The following is a 14,910-nucleotide window of genomic DNA, read 5'->3' on the forward strand; positions in this document are numbered from 1 at the left end:
GGAGATCGGTCAGCCCGACTGCTTGATCGCCAGCACCGCCTGATTGCGCAGGGTTCGCAGCAGAGAGAGTTCCTGTCCGGAAATGAGAATCTCACCGGGCAGCGCCCGGTCGGCGTAGATCATCGCCACCGGGCTGCGCTTGATGGACAGAGGCAGGACGACGAAGGTCTCGGCCGCCACCGCCTTGCGAAACCAGTCCGGGATGCGCGCCGCGATCTTCGGGTCGTTGGTGTCGCTGATCAGGATGTCGACGCCATTGGCCAGCGCGGCATGGAAGATGTCGGGCGAGAAGACGAGGGAGAAGCGAAAGCGCTTTGCCACCTCCAGCGCATCGGGACCAAAACCAAAGCGACCGAGCATCGAATTGCTGCGCTGGTCCCGCACGCACAGGATCACCCGCCGGAAACCCATGGCGCGGTACATCGTCTCGAGGGTGATGCGCAGGACGTCGTTGAGCCGGAAATCGCTGACCAGGGCGTTGCTCACGTCCTGGATCCCGGCGAGCAGGGTGGCTGTCCGCGCACCGCCGTCGTTGCTGCCGGCGATGCCGGCAAGAACCGCCTCCACTGCCTCGGGAGCCTGGTCGGCCACTGGCGGCACTGCGGCAAGCTCAGGCAGGGCGCTGCCGCCCAGCCCGTCGTCAGCCGGCGGCGGCGGAGCGACCAGGCTGGCCTGTGACGCGCCCCAGGCCTTGAGCTGGCGACCTACGCGCGTCTGCTGCAGGTTCAGGCGAATGCTGCGCGCGAAGTCCGCCACCTGTTCGAGCGACCGGTCGACGGCCTGCCGCAGGTCCTGCTCGTCGACTGCAATCGCTTCGGCGAAGCGGCCGGCGATGCGCCGCAGTTCCTTGGGCTGCTGCTCGCTGGGGTGTTCTGCGATGACCCCGCACAACTCGTTCGACAGCGCGGCCAGGACACGGAAGCGGTCTTCGCTGCCGAGAGGACGCCGGACGCTGCCTTGCGGGAGGCGTCGCATGCTGGTGACGATCTGCCGCGGGAAACCCCAGGTCTGGGCGATGGCCATCCCCAGATCGGCGAAGGAGATACCGAGCACCTGCTGCGCCGCGGCGTCTTCGGCGCAGTTCCTCTGCAGCAGGACACGACGAATCTCGGCGCTCTCCTCCGGAAAGTAATACTGGCTCAGCAAGCGCCCGAGATTGTGGAACATCGCGCAGATGAACGCCTCCTCGCCCTCGGAGCGGCCGGCAACCTTGCTGCCGATGTCGCGCGCCAGAACACCGGCGAGATTGGCGCGCAGGAACTCGTCCTTGAGTTGGTCGGCGTTCTCCTTGTTCTGCAGGTGCTCGAGAAGCAGCACGGTGATCGCCATGCTGCGTACGGCATCGAGTCCAAGAACGACGACGGCGCGCGAGACGGTGCTGATGTTGCCGCCACCCGCCTGCTGGTAGTACGCGGAGTTGACCATGCGCAGGATCTTGTTGGTCAACGAGAAGTCCTTCAGGATCGTGTTGGCAAGCTGCGACACGCTCTGGTTTTCGGCGGTGGCGATCCGGTTGATCGCACTCACCGACTCCGAGAGCGCCGGAAAGTCGCTCTTGTGGCGCATGCGCCGCAACAGGAAGTCGATCGTGCTCTGGCGCGCGTCGCCGGCTTCGCCAATGGGCGACGGATGCAGATGCTCGTCGAGCGCCTCGCGCATCTGCGCGGCGGATTCGTAGCGGTTCGCCGGATCGCGTTCGAGGGCCCGGTGCACCAGGTGCACGAGGCGCTCGTCGAGCAGGCCGATCGTCTCCGCGGGCAAGCGGATATCCTCGCCGACGAGCCGTCGCATCACCTGCTGCACGTCACTGCCGGCCAGCGCGCGGCAGCCGACGAGCAACTCGTAGAGGACCAGGCCAGCGGCGAAGATGTCCGAGCGCTCACTGCTGCGGCGCTCGGCAATGTACTCCGGCGCCATGTAAGCCGGCGTCCCCGTCAGTTGGCCACCGTCGGTCGACCGCGCCTCGGCACGCGCCGCGATGCCGAAATCCATCACCCGCACCACTGCATCGTCGTCGATCAGGATGTTGCTCGGCTTCAGGTCGCGATGAATGATGCCGGCCGCGTGGGCATGGGCCACCGCGTCGAGGATCGCCAGCATGATCGGCAACGCGCGCGCCGGCGGCAAGGCACCGGTGATCTGCAGGTGCTCGGCCAGGTTCCTGCCCGGGACGAGCTGGAAAACCAGATACAGGTCGCCCTGCTCTTCCGCCGCCTCGAAGATCGGTACGATGTTCGGATGCCGCAACTGGCTGACCATCCGCGCCTCGGCCAGCAACTGGCTGTTCTGCTGTGCATCCGGACGGGCAAAATGCAGCGTCTTGATCGCCACCTGCCGCTGCAGATGGGGGTCGCGCGCCAGATAGACGACGCTCTGCGCACCGCGGCCGAGTTCGCGAATGATCTCGAAACGCCCGACCTTCCTGCTCAAGCGCCTCCCTCCGGCGGATCGCCATCCGTCACCTGCGCGAGATCAGCGAGCCGCTGCTGCGCTTCGCCGACTGGCAGCGCCTCGACGTCCTTCAGCTTGCGCTCGATCTGCCGTGTCCGCACGCCAGCCGACTCGATGCTCCTGCTCGCCTGCTCGAGCTTGCGGCGCGTCGCCTCGAGAACCTCGCCAAATCTGCCGAACTCGGTCTTCACCGCACCCAGGACCGCCCACACCTCCGACGAACGACGCTCGATCGCCAACGTTCGGAAGCCCATCTGCAGGCTGTTGAGCAGCGCCGCCAGCGTCGTCGGTCCGGCGACACAGACGCGCAGCTCCCGCTGCAGTCCATCGGCCAGACCGGGACGCCGCAGGACCTCGGCGTAGAGACCTTCGGTCGGCAGGTAGAGAATGGCGAAGTCGGTGGTGTGCGGTGGCTCGATGTACTTCTCGCGAATCTTTCGCGCCTCTTCCCGCAAGCGGCCCTCGAGCGCCCGCATCGCCAGCTCGAGCGCGGCCGCGTCGCTCCGTTCCTGCGCATCGACCAGGCGCTGGTAGTCCTCGAGCGGAAACTTGGCGTCGATCGGCAGCCATACCGGCCGCTGCTCGTCGGCCCCCGGCAGACGGATGGCGAATTCGACGCGATCGTTGCAGTTGGGTCGCGTCGCCACGTTGCGCGCATACTGGTCGGCGGTCAGCAGCTGGTCGAGAAGCGCATCGAGCTGCACCTCGCCCCAGGTACCACGAGCCTTGACGTTGCTCAGGACGCGCTTCAGATCACCGACGCCGGTGGCCAGTGTCTGCATCTCGCCAAGCCCGCGGTGCACCTGCTCGAGTCGGTCGCTGACCAGGCGGAATGAGTCTCCCAGCCGCTGCTCGAGAGTGGCGTGCAGCTTTTCGTCCACGGTCTGGCGGATTTCTTCGAGCTTGCGCGCGTTGTCGGTCTGCAGCAACGACAGGCGTGCCTCGAGTGCCAGGCGCAGGCTTTCGAAGCGCTGCTCGTTGCTGTTGGTCAGCCGCGACAGCTGTTGCGCGAAGGATTCGAGCTGCTGCGCCTGCAGTTCGCCGAGCCGCCCGAGTTCGCCGGCAAGCGCCTGCGACAGTCGGCCAAGCGCCAGCGCCTGCTCCTCGCGATCGCCACGCGCAGCCGCCACTGCCTCCTGCCGTCCGCGCGCGAGTTCATCGCGCAGCTCACGCGCGAGCTGCGCGATCGAGCGCTGCACCTCGCGCAGGCCGGCATCGAGTGTCTGGCGGGCGTGCGCGGCACGGGCGAGGACGGCGACCTGCAGCAGGAGAAGCGCAATGCCGATGGCCAGCAAGGCCTGCGGGATGCCTTCGCTCATCTGCCGGTCGGACGCGAAACGCCGCGCCTACTTGAGCGACAACGCGACCCGGCTCTCGCGCGCCTGGGCAGCGACATCGGCCTTGCCGTCGGATGCGACGAGCTTCACCGGCAACAGGAACAGCCGCTCGGCCGACACCTCACGCGCCAGCAGGCGATCGAGTACGGCCTTCGCGCGCCGGTCGGCGAGATCGCGCAGTTCCTCCTCATCGGCCACGGTATTGGCCAGGATCAGTTTCTCCATCTCGTCGACCGGCAAACCCTTGACCATGCCGATGAGGTTGCGTGGCTTGGGAAACTTCTCGGCTCGATAGACGCGCTCAAGGAGCACCGGATACTCCTTGGCGTCGACCTCGACGCTCTCCAGCGAGCCGCTTTCAATGCCCTTCTTCGTCAGGTCCTCGCGTTTCAGCGCGCGCACCTTGCTCTGCAGACGATCGCGCTTCAATCCCTCGGGGTCGCTCTGCAAATCGGCGCGCCCCTCGATCTCGAGCTTCAGGGCTGGCCGGTCGATCAGCGCCTTGCCGAGCGTGTCGAGGCGCTTCTCTGCCTCGGCCGTCAACCTTGCCTCGCCGACTGCGAAGTCGATCGTCGACAGCTCCTCGCCACCGCCGAAGATCGACCCAAGCAGTGCGAATGGCGAGGTCACCGCCTTCATGAGGACATTGACGATGACACGCACGATGAGACCACCGATGCTGAACTGCGGATCATCGAGCGAACCCGAAATCGGCAGGTTGATGTCGATCTCGCCGTTGCGGTTCTTCAGCAGGGCGACCGCGAGCGTCACCGGCAGCTTGGTCGCATCCGGGCTGGCAACCGGCTCGCCGAAGGTGAGCTGATCGAGAAACACCCGGTTCTCGGCCGTTAGCTGCCGGTTCTCGATCCTGTACTTGACGAACAGCGACATCTTGCCTTTCTCGATCGCGTAGCCGGCATACTTGCCGGAGTACGGCGACAGCGAGGTCATCTCGATCCCCTTGACGTCCGCCTGCAGATCGAGGCGTGGGTCTGGCGACAACGGATTGAGCTGGCCGCTGACGGTCAGCGGTGCGATGTTGTCGTAACTGCCGCGCAGGTCGAGCTTCGCCGAACTGTCGGCCGCCGACGACAGACCGCTGATCGTGCCACCGATCTTCCTCAGGTGAGCCGAGTAATTGGGCTTGATGAAGTTGTCGCTGAAGCGGACATCACCGCCCTGCAGCGTGATCCTGGCGATGTTGATCGGCATGCGCGGCTTCTTCGCTGCCCCGCCAACCGGCGCCACCGCCTTGCCCTCGCCGGCAACCACCGGCGGCGCGGCCGGCACCGCCTCTGGCTGCGCTGGTCCGTCCTGGCGAACGATCTGCAGCAGGTTCAGTTTGCCCTCGCGGCTGATGATCACGCGGGCGAAGAAATCACTCAACGCCACCTCGCCGACCGCCAGCGAAGCGGGCTGCAGGCGCAGGTCGATCGTGCCGAGATGGAGCGACTTCCATTTCACGAGGTCGGCCGAGTTGATCTTGTCGACGGCCTGGAAGTCGCCGACCGTCAGCTCGCCGCGGAAACCGCCGGCAAGCGCAGCCGGGTCGAGCCGGCCGCTGCCCGTCTGGCGAAGTTGCAGTGCCCCGTCGGCGCTCAGCAGACCGCGCGTGAGCTCGACGTTGAGGTGCTCGGTGACGTAGGGCTGCAGCGGCAGCAGTTCGAGAGTCCGCACGGCCAGCTTGAGGTCGGCGTCGAGCGGCAGCGCCCGGACACTGCCGGCGAGCTCGACCTCGCCCTTGCGATTGAGCCGGAAACTGGTCTTCAGCTGGGCGGTGCTGCCGGCCACCGTGGACAGATTCTCTCCGTCGAAACGCAGGCCGTCGACCGTGTGCGTGACCGGTGGCGACACCGCGGCGTCCTCGAAACGCAGGCCGATCTCCTCGGCGTGGTTCCTGGCGATGGTGATCTCCCAGGCGGCACCCGGATCCTTCTGGGCAGCCGCGGCAGCGCGCAGGACAGGCGGCTGCACGAAATCGATGCTGCCGTTCGCGGCGCGACGCAGCAGCAACTGCGTTCCGCGCGACGTCAGCTGATCGATGAGGACCCGCCGCTTGGCGAGATCGAGCTGTCCACCGGTCACCGCGAGTGTGCCCCCCTTGATCCAGGGTTCTCCCTGAAAACGCATCGCGAGTTCGAACTTCGCTGGCGAAGCGCCCTTGCCGTCGACATCGCGGATGCCGAGATCAAGGCCTTCGATGCTGGCGTTGAAGGGCTTGCCGTGCGATTCGTCGAGCCAGCGCAGCGCACCGCCACTGACCCTGCCTTCGCCCAGCGACCAGCTCACCGGCGCCGCCGGCTGCTCCGCCGCGGTCACGGTTGCCGCTGCCGGCGGCGAACGCGCGGCAAGTTCCTGATTGAAGAAGTCGATCCAGTTGATCGTCCCCTGCGGACTGACGCGCGCATGGATCTCGGGTGCCTCCAGAGCCACCCGTTCGATGGCGAAGACGCGCTGCAGCGGATCGATCCTGGACAGCACCACGTGCAACTGCTTCAACGACAGCAGCGGCGCGCCGGCGGTGTCCTTGACCGAGAGATCCCTCAGCGTGGCACTTCCCGACAGGCCGAGTGACGGATGATCATCCTCGCCGCGGCGAAAGACGAGCTTCAGCTCGCCGTCGACGGCGCCTGAAACGAGCTGGATCGGCAGGCGCAACGGCAGATAGTCGAGGTAGGGAGCGAGCTGCACCTCGCGCAGGTCGACCGCCAGCTCGCTCTCCTGCGTCGCCGAGAAGGGCTTGCTCCGGCCCTGTACCGCCACCGGCGCGCCGTTGAGCGAAGCCGAGAATGCCGGCTCGACGAAGATCTCGACCGAATTCGGCAGGCTGGAAACGAAGGGCAAGGCCACGTTGACCTCGCTGAGCTGCTGCTTCTCGCCGAGCATCCGGTCGTCGAAGTCCACCTTGCCACCAGTGATCTGGATGTTGTTCACGGAAAAGCGCGGCGTTGGCTCGGTCGATGCGGGCCGGGCCATGAACTCGTCGACCAGGTCGGAGACGTTGAACCGCCCGTCAGGCAGGCGCACCAGCGACAACTCGGGGCCAACCAGTTTCAGTTCGCTGATCACTGGCCCGAGACGAAAGAGCGAACTCGACTCCAGGTTGACGAACAACTGCTCGAAACCGGCCACCTTGTCGCCGCCGCCCTTTTCCTGGATCACCAGGCCGTCGACTTGCAGGGACAAGCTGTACGGGTTTATCCTCAGACTCTCGATGCTGACCGGCCGGTGCAGTGCCGCGGCGAGTTGATCCACCAGCAGCCACTTGACCAGCGGCGGCACGACGAGGAAACCGAGGACACCGATGAGCAGCAGGGCAAGCGCAATCCGCAGCCCGTATTTCTTCATTCGCAGAGAGGCGGTCGCGGTGTTGGGAGAGGTGTCTTCGGTCATCACGGCAGCCCCTGGGCTGACTGGGGAAAGCGCCAATTTAGCACGAAGCAGCCACTGCCGCGCCGCCACGCGGTCCTCGCCAGGTTGCCGGCCGGGATGAGCACCCTGTCACGTCCCAGCGTCCTCATCGTCGACGACAACGACCTGATGCGCAGCCTGTTGCGCAGCATGCTGCGTGACAGCGAATACGATGTCATCGGCGAGGCACGCAATGGCGTCGCCGCACTCGAACTCACCGAGCGCCTGCGGCCGAAGATCGTCTGCATGGACGTGGTGATGCCGGAGATGAATGGCCTCGAAGCGCTGCAGGCGATCAAGGCGCGACACCCCGAAACCATCGTCATCATGCTCGCCGGCAGTCCGAGCGTCGACCATGTCCGCTCATCGATCGAGAACGGGGCCAGCGGCTTCGTCGTCAAGCCCTTCAATGCCGGCAAGGTGCTCGACACTGTCGATCGCGCCTGGCGCGCGGCGCGGCAGGCCGACAACCGCGATCCGGCCGCCTGAGAGGTCGCGAACAGGTCGATTCGGTTCGTGGGTGGAACCGAGTGGGCAGCCCACAGCACGGGTCGGCCGCGCGACAGATGGATTCACAGCGGGCGCACCGAGCCCGGCAGGGACACCGAAACGAAGCTCGTCCGGTGCGCACGATCCGCCGGCTGCGAATCCTCAGAAGCCGTTCTTCCACTCGCGCAGCGCGGCGAAGACCGCCACTGCGTCGGCCGCAGCAGCTCCGTGACGCTGCGCAGCGGCCACGACCTCCGGCTCGGCGCAGCGCAGGAAGGGGTTGCTGGCCTTCTCGCAGGCGATCGTCGAGGGCACCGTCGCCTGACCACTGGCACGCGCCGCGGCGACCTCCGCCGCGCGAACCTGCAGGTAGCGATTTCCCGGCTCGACGGCGAGCGCAAAGCACAGGTTGGCCTGCGTATACTCGTGCGCGCAGTAGACGACGGTCTCGTCCGGCAAAGCCGCGAGGGACGCCAGCGAGGCCGCCATCTGTACCGCCGTTCCCTCGAAAAGCCGACCACAGCCACCGGCGAACAGTGTGTCGCCACAGAACAGGCAGCCTGCGCCATAATATGCGAGGTGACCCAACGTATGCCCGGGCACGGCGAGGACGGCGAAGCTGCTGTCACAGCCGGCCGGTTGGATCGTCTCACCACCGCGCAACGGCCGGTTGATGCCGCCGATCGCTTCTGCTGCCGGCCCGAATACCTCGGCACGATGGTGTGCCAGCAACTCGGCAACGCCGCCCTGGTGGTCGGCATGGTGGTGCGTGACGAGGATGCTGGCGAGAGTCAGCCGCTCGCGCTCGAGGACCTCGAGCACCGGGCGTGCGTCGCCTGGATCGACCACCGTTGCCGCAGCGCCTTTGCGCAGCAACCAGATGTAGTTATCCTTGAAGGCTGGGATACGGATGACGTCAAACATCGCTGAATTTTGGAAGAACTGCAGAAAATGTCAATTCCTGTTTTCGGCGACTGGCTGCAAAGCCCGCAAGGGCGCTACGTCATGGCTTGGGAACGGGCCAGCATCGATGCCGCGGTGGCCGATCTCTTCGGCTACAACGCCATCCAGATCGGCTTGCCGGAGATCCGGTTGCTGGCGCAGAACCGTATCCCTTTGCGCCAGGTGACCGGCGAGTCGGGCCTGGTCGACGTCCTTTGCGACCTGCGGCAGCTGCCGTTTGCCGCCCACAGCATCGATCTGGTGGTCATGGCGCATGTCCTCGAGTTCCACGACGACCCGCACCAGATCCTGCGCGAGGTCGAGCGCATCCTGATTCCGGAAGGCGAAGCGATCATCACCGGCTTCAACCCGTTCTCGGCCTGGGGCCTGCGGCGCAAGCTGCCGAACTGCCCGGCCGGGACTCCCTGGAATGGCGACTACCTCTCACCGGGGCGCCTGCGCGACTGGCTGCAACTGCTGGGATTCGAGGTCGAACGTGGCAGCTTCGGCTGCTACGCACCGCCCTGCTCGAGCGAGCGCTGGCTGCGCCGCTGGCAGTTCATCGAAGCTGCCGGCAATCGCTGGTGGAGCTTTGCCGGTGGCGTCTATCTGCTGCGCGCAATCAAGCGCGTCCATGGCATGCGGCTGATCCTGCCCAGCTGGAAGCGGCAGCGATCAGCGCCGAAGGCCCTGTCGGCCGTGAGCAAGAAGAGGGCAAACCGGCATGAGTGAGGAGGCCATCGTGACGATCTACGCCGACGGTGGCTGCCGCGGCAACCCTGGTCGAGGCGGCTGGGGCGTCGTGCTGCAAAGCGGCGAACACGCGAAGGAACTCTGGGGCGGTGAAGCGGCGACGACCAACAACCGCATGGAGCTGACGGCCGCGATTCGCGCACTCGAGGCGCTCCGCCGACCAGCGACCGTGCATCTGCACAGCGATTCACAGTACCTGCAGAAAGGCATCACCGAGTGGATCCGCAACTGGCAGCGCAACGGCTGGCGCACCGCGGACCGGCAGCCAGTGAAGAATGCCGACCTTTGGCAGCGGCTCGCAGAGCTGGCCGGGCAGCATCGGGTCAAGTGGTGCTGGGTCCGCGGACATGCGGGAAACGCCGGCAATGAACGTGCCGACGCGCTGGCGAATCGCGGCATGGATGAGTTGCGGCAGAGCCGCGCTCCCCGTTAGCACACGGTGCGGAAAGAGCAGCGATGCGAATGATCTTCCTGGATACCGAAACGACCGGCCTCGAGCACAAGCTGGGGCATCGCATCATCGAGATCGGCGGCGTCGAGATGCGCAACCGCCGCCTGACGCAACAGCACTTCCACGTCTACCTGAACCCGGACCGCGAAATCGACGCCGGCGCGCTGTCGGTGCACGGCATCAGTCGCGAATTCCTTCTCGACAAGCCCCGCTTCGCCGACATCGCCGGCGACTTTCTCGACTTCATTCGCGGCGCCGAACTGGTCATCCACAACGCCGCTTTCGACCTCGGCTTCCTCAACGCCGAACTCGCCCTGCTCGACATGGCGCCAGTCGAGACCGTCTGCCATGGCGTCTGCGACACCTTGCGCATGGCCAAGGAACTGCACCCGGGCAAGAAGAACAACCTGAACGCGCTCTGCGAACGCTATGCGGTGGACAACTCACGGCGCACGCTGCACGGGGCCCTGCTCGACGCCGAGATCCTGGCCGAAGTCTATCTGGCGATGACCCGTGGGCAGGAGAGCCTGATCATCGATCTGGCCGACGAGCCGGCGCAGCGGAGCGAGACCGGTCACCGTCCCGCTGCCGTCGGTGCAGCGCGCACGCAACTGGTCCGGCGCGCCAGCCCGGAAGAACTCGCCGAGCACGAGAAGCTGCTGGCAGCGATCGAGCAGGCGAGCAAGGGCAGGTGCCTGTGGCTGCATCGCGAGTCGGCCGCCTGAGGCGACCGGCCCGGTTGCCGGCGGCATTCGCCGCCGCCAGCCTCGGAATCCTGTTTGGCCTCGTCCTCGCCACCGCCGAAGGGACGGGCAGCGACGCCCCGGCGCCATCGCTGCAGCCCTGGATCGACGCCACACCGAGTGGCGGCATCCTGCAGCTGCCGGCCGGGACCTACTCCGGTCCGGTGTTGATCAGCCGCCCGATCCTGATCGACGGCCGCGAAGAAATCACCATCGACGGTGGCGGCAAGGGAACGGTGGTGACGGTGCGCGCCAGCGGCGTCGTCCTCCGCCGGCTGCATCTCAGGAACTCCGGCGACTCGCACGACCGCATCGACTCCGGTGTGCTGGTCGAGGACGGACAGCACAACCTGATCGAGGACAACCGGATCGATGAAGTGCTGTTCGGCATCACCCTGCAACAGGCCAACGACAACCGCATCGTCGGCAACCGCATCCGCTCGCTGGCGCTGGCGCCGGCGGATCGCGGCGACGGGATCCGGCTCTGGTACAGCATGGGCAACCGCATCGAGCGCAACGAGCTGCGCGGCGTTCGCGACATCACGGTCAGCAACTCGCTGCGCAACCGCTTCGTCGGCAACAGCGTCCACGACAGCCGCCGTGCAATGAACCTGCTCTTCGCCCACCGCACACTGATCGAGGCCAACCATCTGCGCGACAACTCGTCCGGGATCACCGCGCTCAACTCGGATGGGCTGGTCATCCGCCGCAACCAGATCCTGCACGCCATCGACGCCAGCGGCGCCGGCGTCGCGCTCAAGGAGAGCGGCACGACGCTGCTGCACGACAACGAGATCATCCATTGCGCGGTCGGCATCCTGTCGGACTCGCCGCGGCACGCGATCAACCGCATGGCGGTGATCGACAATCGCATCGCGCACAACATCACCGGCATCAGCTTCTACGGCGAACGCGGCGGTCACCTGGTCCTGCGCAACCGCTTCGAGCACAATCTCTGGCCGGCGCTCGTCGGCGCCGGCGACAGCGACGATGCCAATCAGTGGTGGGGGAACTACTGGGACAGCTACCTGGGATTCGACCTCGACGACGACGGCATCGGCGATACGCCGCACGAGGTGTGGGCACACGCCGACCGAATCTGGATGGAGACGCCGATGGCGGCCTTCTTCCGCAACGCGCCGGCGCTGGAAATGCTCGATTTTCTCGAACGTCTCGCACCCTTTGCACCGCCGACGCTGCTGCTGCGCGACCCGGAGCCGCTTGCCCGGCAACCGCTCAGGGGCAGTGGGCGATGATGACGGCCGAAGCGACGCTGGCAATGCGGCAGCGGACCAAGACCCGGGACGACAGCAGCGGGCAGGGCAGCTCAGCTCTCGCCGGGCGTCTCCGTTGGGCGCCGGGGCCGCCGCATGTGCCGCCGCGGTGGCCGCGAATCCGCCGCGCGCGGCTCGCCGGGCACGTCGCCCGCAGGTTCCGGCCGCGGCCCCTGTGGCTTGGGCTCCTGCCTTGGTGCCGGCGGTTTGGCTGCTGGCTTGCGTTGCTCGGGCCGACGACCGGGACCGTGCGCCCCCTGCCGCCTGTCGGGCTGCCGCTCGCCGGGCCGGTCCGAGTTGCGATCGGACTCACGGTTTCCCGGCGCGAGCGTGATCTCGATCTCGATGATCTCGTCCCACTGCTCGTCGGTGCGGTCGCGTTCGGCTATGGCGAGCAATTCGCGCAGCCGCCGCCGCGGATCCTGGGGGGGGGAATCGTTCATGCCGACATTATGACTCACACTGCAGTCGTCGTTCAACAGGCATGACCGATCCAGCCGCGCCGCAGGAGGGAAATGCAGCCATGCATCCCCGCCGCGCGCAACAGGCCGCTTGCGGCGCGGGTGCTCCAGCGCGGCCAGGCTTCAGGGGAGAGAGGGTGCGACGAGTCCGCTGCCGGGCGAAGCCAGCGGCGGTGGGTGATCAGTGGTCAGCGCGCAGGCTGGCGGTGAAGGTGCTGTGCAGAACTTCGGGAAACTGGAAGCGGGCGAGGGTACGCTGGATGTCGTCCTGGTTGACACCGCTGCTGCTGTCCTGGAAGCGGATTCCGAGCGGACGGCCGTTGGCCGCCAGGGTGGCAAAGGCGAAACGCCAGCGTTGAGCCTCCGCCAGCCGCTCGCGCAGTTCATCCTCGTTGCTGATCTGCACGCCAGCCTGCTTGAGTGAATCGAGAAACTGGTCGAAGGACTCGTTGCTCAGGCTACCCATGTCGTTCTCCTCTCCAAGTGTTGGCGGTCACTGTGCCGCGCATGCGCCGACTAACGCCCGCCGCGGGTTGCGGTTGACAAGAAGATTCAAGCTTCCGTCGGGTAGGTGCACGGCCCTTGCAGGCCCGGCGACTGGCTGCCCCGCGGCGCGCTGGCCGACACCTCTGACGAAGCCGAACACCGTTGGCCGGAGCGTATAGAATGCCACCATTGCCCACTCAAACCCGCACATGCAGAAGACCCGGCAGCACCTGGAACTCCTCGCTCCGGCGAAGAATGCCGATTTCGGGATCGAGGCCATCATTCACGGCGCCGATGCGGTCTACATCGGCGGCCCGGAGTTCGGCGCACGCGCGCGGGCCGGCAATTCGGTCGCCGATATCGGCCGCCTCGTCGAGCATGCGCACCGCTACGACGCGCAGGTCCTGGTTGCGCTCAACACCCTGCTGCGCGACGACGAGCTGGAAGCGGCCCGGCAACTGGCGTGGCAACTGCACGAGGTCGGCGCCGATGCGCTGATCATCCAGGACATGGGACTGCTCGAGCTCGACCTGCCGCCGATCGAGTTGCACGCCAGCACCCAGACCAACATCCGCTCGCCCGAGAAGGCCGCGTTCCTCGCCGCCGTCGGCTTCTCGCAGATCGTCCTCGCGCGCGAACTGGCGCTCGACCAGATCAGCGCCATCGCCAACGCGACCGACGCCATTCTCGAGTTCTTCGTGCACGGTGCCCTCTGCGTCAGCTACAGCGGCCAGTGCAACCTGAGTTACGCGCAGACCGGGCGCAGCGCCAACCGTGGCGACTGTGCGCAATCCTGCCGTCTCCCCTATACCCTGGCCAGCGGCGATGGCCAGGTGGTCGCCGCCGACCGGCACCTGCTGTCGCTGAAGGACAACGATCAGAGCAGCAATCTGCGGGCACTGGTCGACGCCGGCATCAGTTCGTTCAAGATCGAGGGACGCCTCAAGGATCTGGCCTACGTCAAGAACATCACCGCCCACTATCGCCAGTTGCTCGACGAGATCATCGCCGAGCGCCCGGGTCATCGCCGCAGTTCGTCCGGGCAGAGCAGCTTCCTTTTCGTCCCGCAACCGGAGAAGACCTTCAACCGGGGCGCCACCGACTATTTCGTCAGGGGCCGCAGGGCCGACATCGGGGCCTTCGCGACACCGAAGTTCGTCGGTGACGAAATCGGCACGGTCACCCGCATCGGCAGCGACCACTTCGACCTCGACTGCCGGCAGTCGGTGCACAACGGTGACGGGGTCGCCTGGTTCGACGCCACCGGCGAGTTGCACGGCCTGCAGATCAACCGCGTCGAAAAGCAGGACGACGGCAGCTGCCGACTGTTTCCGCAGCTCGCGGCCGACGCACTGCCGGCCGTCCTGCAGCCCGGCACCCGCATCCACCGCAACCGCGACCAGGAGTTCGCCCGCTGCCTGGCAAGGAAGTCGGCAGCCCGCAGGATCGCGGTCGATCTGGTCCTGCACGAGGATGCGCATGGCCTGGTGCTGACGATCAGCGATGAGCGCGGCGTGACGGCGCAGGCGACGCTGGCGCAGCAGCGACAGCCTGCGCGTGACGCCGAGCGGGCGCGGGCGGGGATGCGCGACAGCCTCAGCCGGCTTGGCGCGACGATCTACAGTGCACGGAGCATCGCCATCGACCTCGCGAGCGACTGGTTCCTGCCGATCGCCACGCTCAACCAGTTGCGTCGCGATGCGCTGGCTGCGCTCGACGCGGCCCGCCGCGCCGCCTATGAGCGGCCGGCGCGTCGACCGGCCGCTGTCCCGCCAGCGCCCTGCCCCGACCGCTCGCTCGACTACCTGGCGGGCGTCAGCAACCGCAGCGCGCGCGCCTTCTACGCCCGCCACGGCGTCGAGTTCATCGAGCCAGCCTACGAATGCGGCCAACGGAAGGGCGAGGTGTCGCTGATGATCACCAAGCACTGCCTGCGCTACAGCTTCAACCTCTGTCCAAAGCTGGTGAAAGGCATCCGTGCCGAACCGATGCTCCTGATCAACGGCAGCGAACGCCTGACGCTGCGCTTCGACTGCAAGCCCTGCGAGATGCACGTCATCGGCCGGCTGGGCAGGCAGCGTGCGCTGCGGCTGCTGGCGCAGTAGCGGCTTC

General features: G+C 66.7%; 12 protein-coding genes. 7 read left to right on the forward strand and 5 right to left on the reverse strand.

Going from position 1 to position 14,910, the window contains the following annotated elements:
* Nucleotides 1-9: 9 nt before the first annotated feature.
* Genes V5B60_RS00470 through V5B60_RS00480 form a run of 3 tightly spaced genes read right to left on the reverse strand, consistent with a single transcriptional unit; the run spans nucleotide 10 to nucleotide 7,181 of the window.
* On the reverse strand, nucleotides 10-2,430 hold the full coding sequence (locus V5B60_RS00470; RefSeq protein WP_332345096.1) for a protein kinase domain-containing protein: 2,421 nt from the start codon (nucleotides 2,428-2,430) through the stop codon (nucleotides 10-12).
* Nucleotides 2,427-3,770: a DNA recombination protein RmuC gene (rmuC, locus tag V5B60_RS00475; protein WP_332345097.1), complete on the reverse strand. Its 1,344-nt coding sequence runs from the start codon at nucleotides 3,768-3,770 to the stop codon at nucleotides 2,427-2,429. Before rmuC ends, V5B60_RS00470 begins: the two co-directional genes overlap by 4 nt.
* 27 nt (nucleotides 3,771-3,797) lie before the next feature.
* Nucleotides 3,798-7,181 (reverse strand): DUF748 domain-containing protein, encoded by a 3,384-nt coding sequence (locus tag V5B60_RS00480; RefSeq protein ID WP_332345098.1) that lies wholly within the window; start codon nucleotides 7,179-7,181, stop codon nucleotides 3,798-3,800.
* 96 nt (nucleotides 7,182-7,277) lie between these two features.
* On the opposite strand from V5B60_RS00480, the gene V5B60_RS00485 reads away from it, so the two are divergent.
* Entirely contained in the window at nucleotides 7,278-7,688 is a 411-nt protein-coding gene (locus V5B60_RS00485; RefSeq protein WP_332345099.1) for a response regulator transcription factor, read from the forward strand.
* A 162-nt stretch (nucleotides 7,689-7,850) separates the two neighbouring features.
* Here V5B60_RS00485 and gloB read toward each other — a convergent pair whose 3' ends face one another.
* Nucleotides 7,851-8,612 (reverse strand): hydroxyacylglutathione hydrolase, encoded by a 762-nt coding sequence (gene gloB, locus V5B60_RS00490; RefSeq protein ID WP_332345100.1) that lies wholly within the window; start codon nucleotides 8,610-8,612, stop codon nucleotides 7,851-7,853.
* A 27-nt stretch (nucleotides 8,613-8,639) separates the two neighbouring features.
* Between gloB and V5B60_RS00495 the strand changes: the two genes are divergently transcribed.
* The 5 genes from V5B60_RS00495 (at nucleotide 8,640) to V5B60_RS00515 (ending at nucleotide 12,339) form a co-directional block, all read left to right on the forward strand.
* The gene (locus V5B60_RS00495) at nucleotides 8,640-9,362 is read left to right on the forward strand and encodes a class I SAM-dependent methyltransferase (protein WP_332345101.1); all 723 of its coding nucleotides are present in this window, start codon (nucleotides 8,640-8,642) and stop codon (nucleotides 9,360-9,362) included.
* A complete protein-coding gene (gene rnhA, locus V5B60_RS00500) occupies nucleotides 9,355-9,816 on the forward strand; it encodes a ribonuclease HI (RefSeq protein ID WP_332345102.1) in 462 nt (153 codons plus the stop codon). The genes V5B60_RS00495 and rnhA overlap by 8 nt, the downstream gene beginning before the upstream one ends.
* Nucleotides 9,817-9,839: 23 nt before the next feature.
* Complete coding sequence (gene dnaQ / locus V5B60_RS00505) at nucleotides 9,840-10,559, forward strand: DNA polymerase III subunit epsilon (RefSeq protein WP_332345103.1); 720 nt, start codon at nucleotides 9,840-9,842, stop codon at nucleotides 10,557-10,559.
* Nucleotides 10,560-10,573: 14 nt separating this feature from the next.
* Complete coding sequence (nosD, locus tag V5B60_RS00510; RefSeq protein ID WP_332345104.1) at nucleotides 10,574-11,833, forward strand: nitrous oxide reductase family maturation protein NosD; 1,260 nt, start codon at nucleotides 10,574-10,576, stop codon at nucleotides 11,831-11,833.
* Nucleotides 11,834-12,099: 266 nt separating this feature from the next.
* The gene (locus tag V5B60_RS00515) at nucleotides 12,100-12,339 is read left to right on the forward strand and encodes a hypothetical protein (protein WP_332345105.1); all 240 of its coding nucleotides are present in this window, start codon (nucleotides 12,100-12,102) and stop codon (nucleotides 12,337-12,339) included.
* A gap of 154 nt (nucleotides 12,340-12,493) precedes the next feature.
* Here the strand turns inward: V5B60_RS00515 and V5B60_RS00520 are convergent, their stop codons facing one another.
* Nucleotides 12,494-12,778 carry a hypothetical protein gene (locus V5B60_RS00520; protein WP_034940929.1) on the reverse strand — a complete coding sequence of 95 codons (285 nt, stop codon included), beginning with the start codon at nucleotides 12,776-12,778 and terminating at the stop codon, nucleotides 12,494-12,496.
* A gap of 229 nt (nucleotides 12,779-13,007) precedes the next feature.
* Between V5B60_RS00520 and V5B60_RS00525 the strand changes: the two genes are divergently transcribed.
* Nucleotides 13,008-14,903, forward strand: coding sequence for a peptidase U32 family protein (locus V5B60_RS00525; protein ID WP_332345106.1), 1,896 nt, complete (start codon nucleotides 13,008-13,010; stop codon nucleotides 14,901-14,903).
* Nucleotides 14,904-14,910 lie beyond the last annotated feature (7 nt).

Source organism: Accumulibacter sp. (assembly GCF_036625195.1).
Classification (GTDB): Bacteria; Pseudomonadota; Gammaproteobacteria; order Burkholderiales; family Rhodocyclaceae; genus Accumulibacter.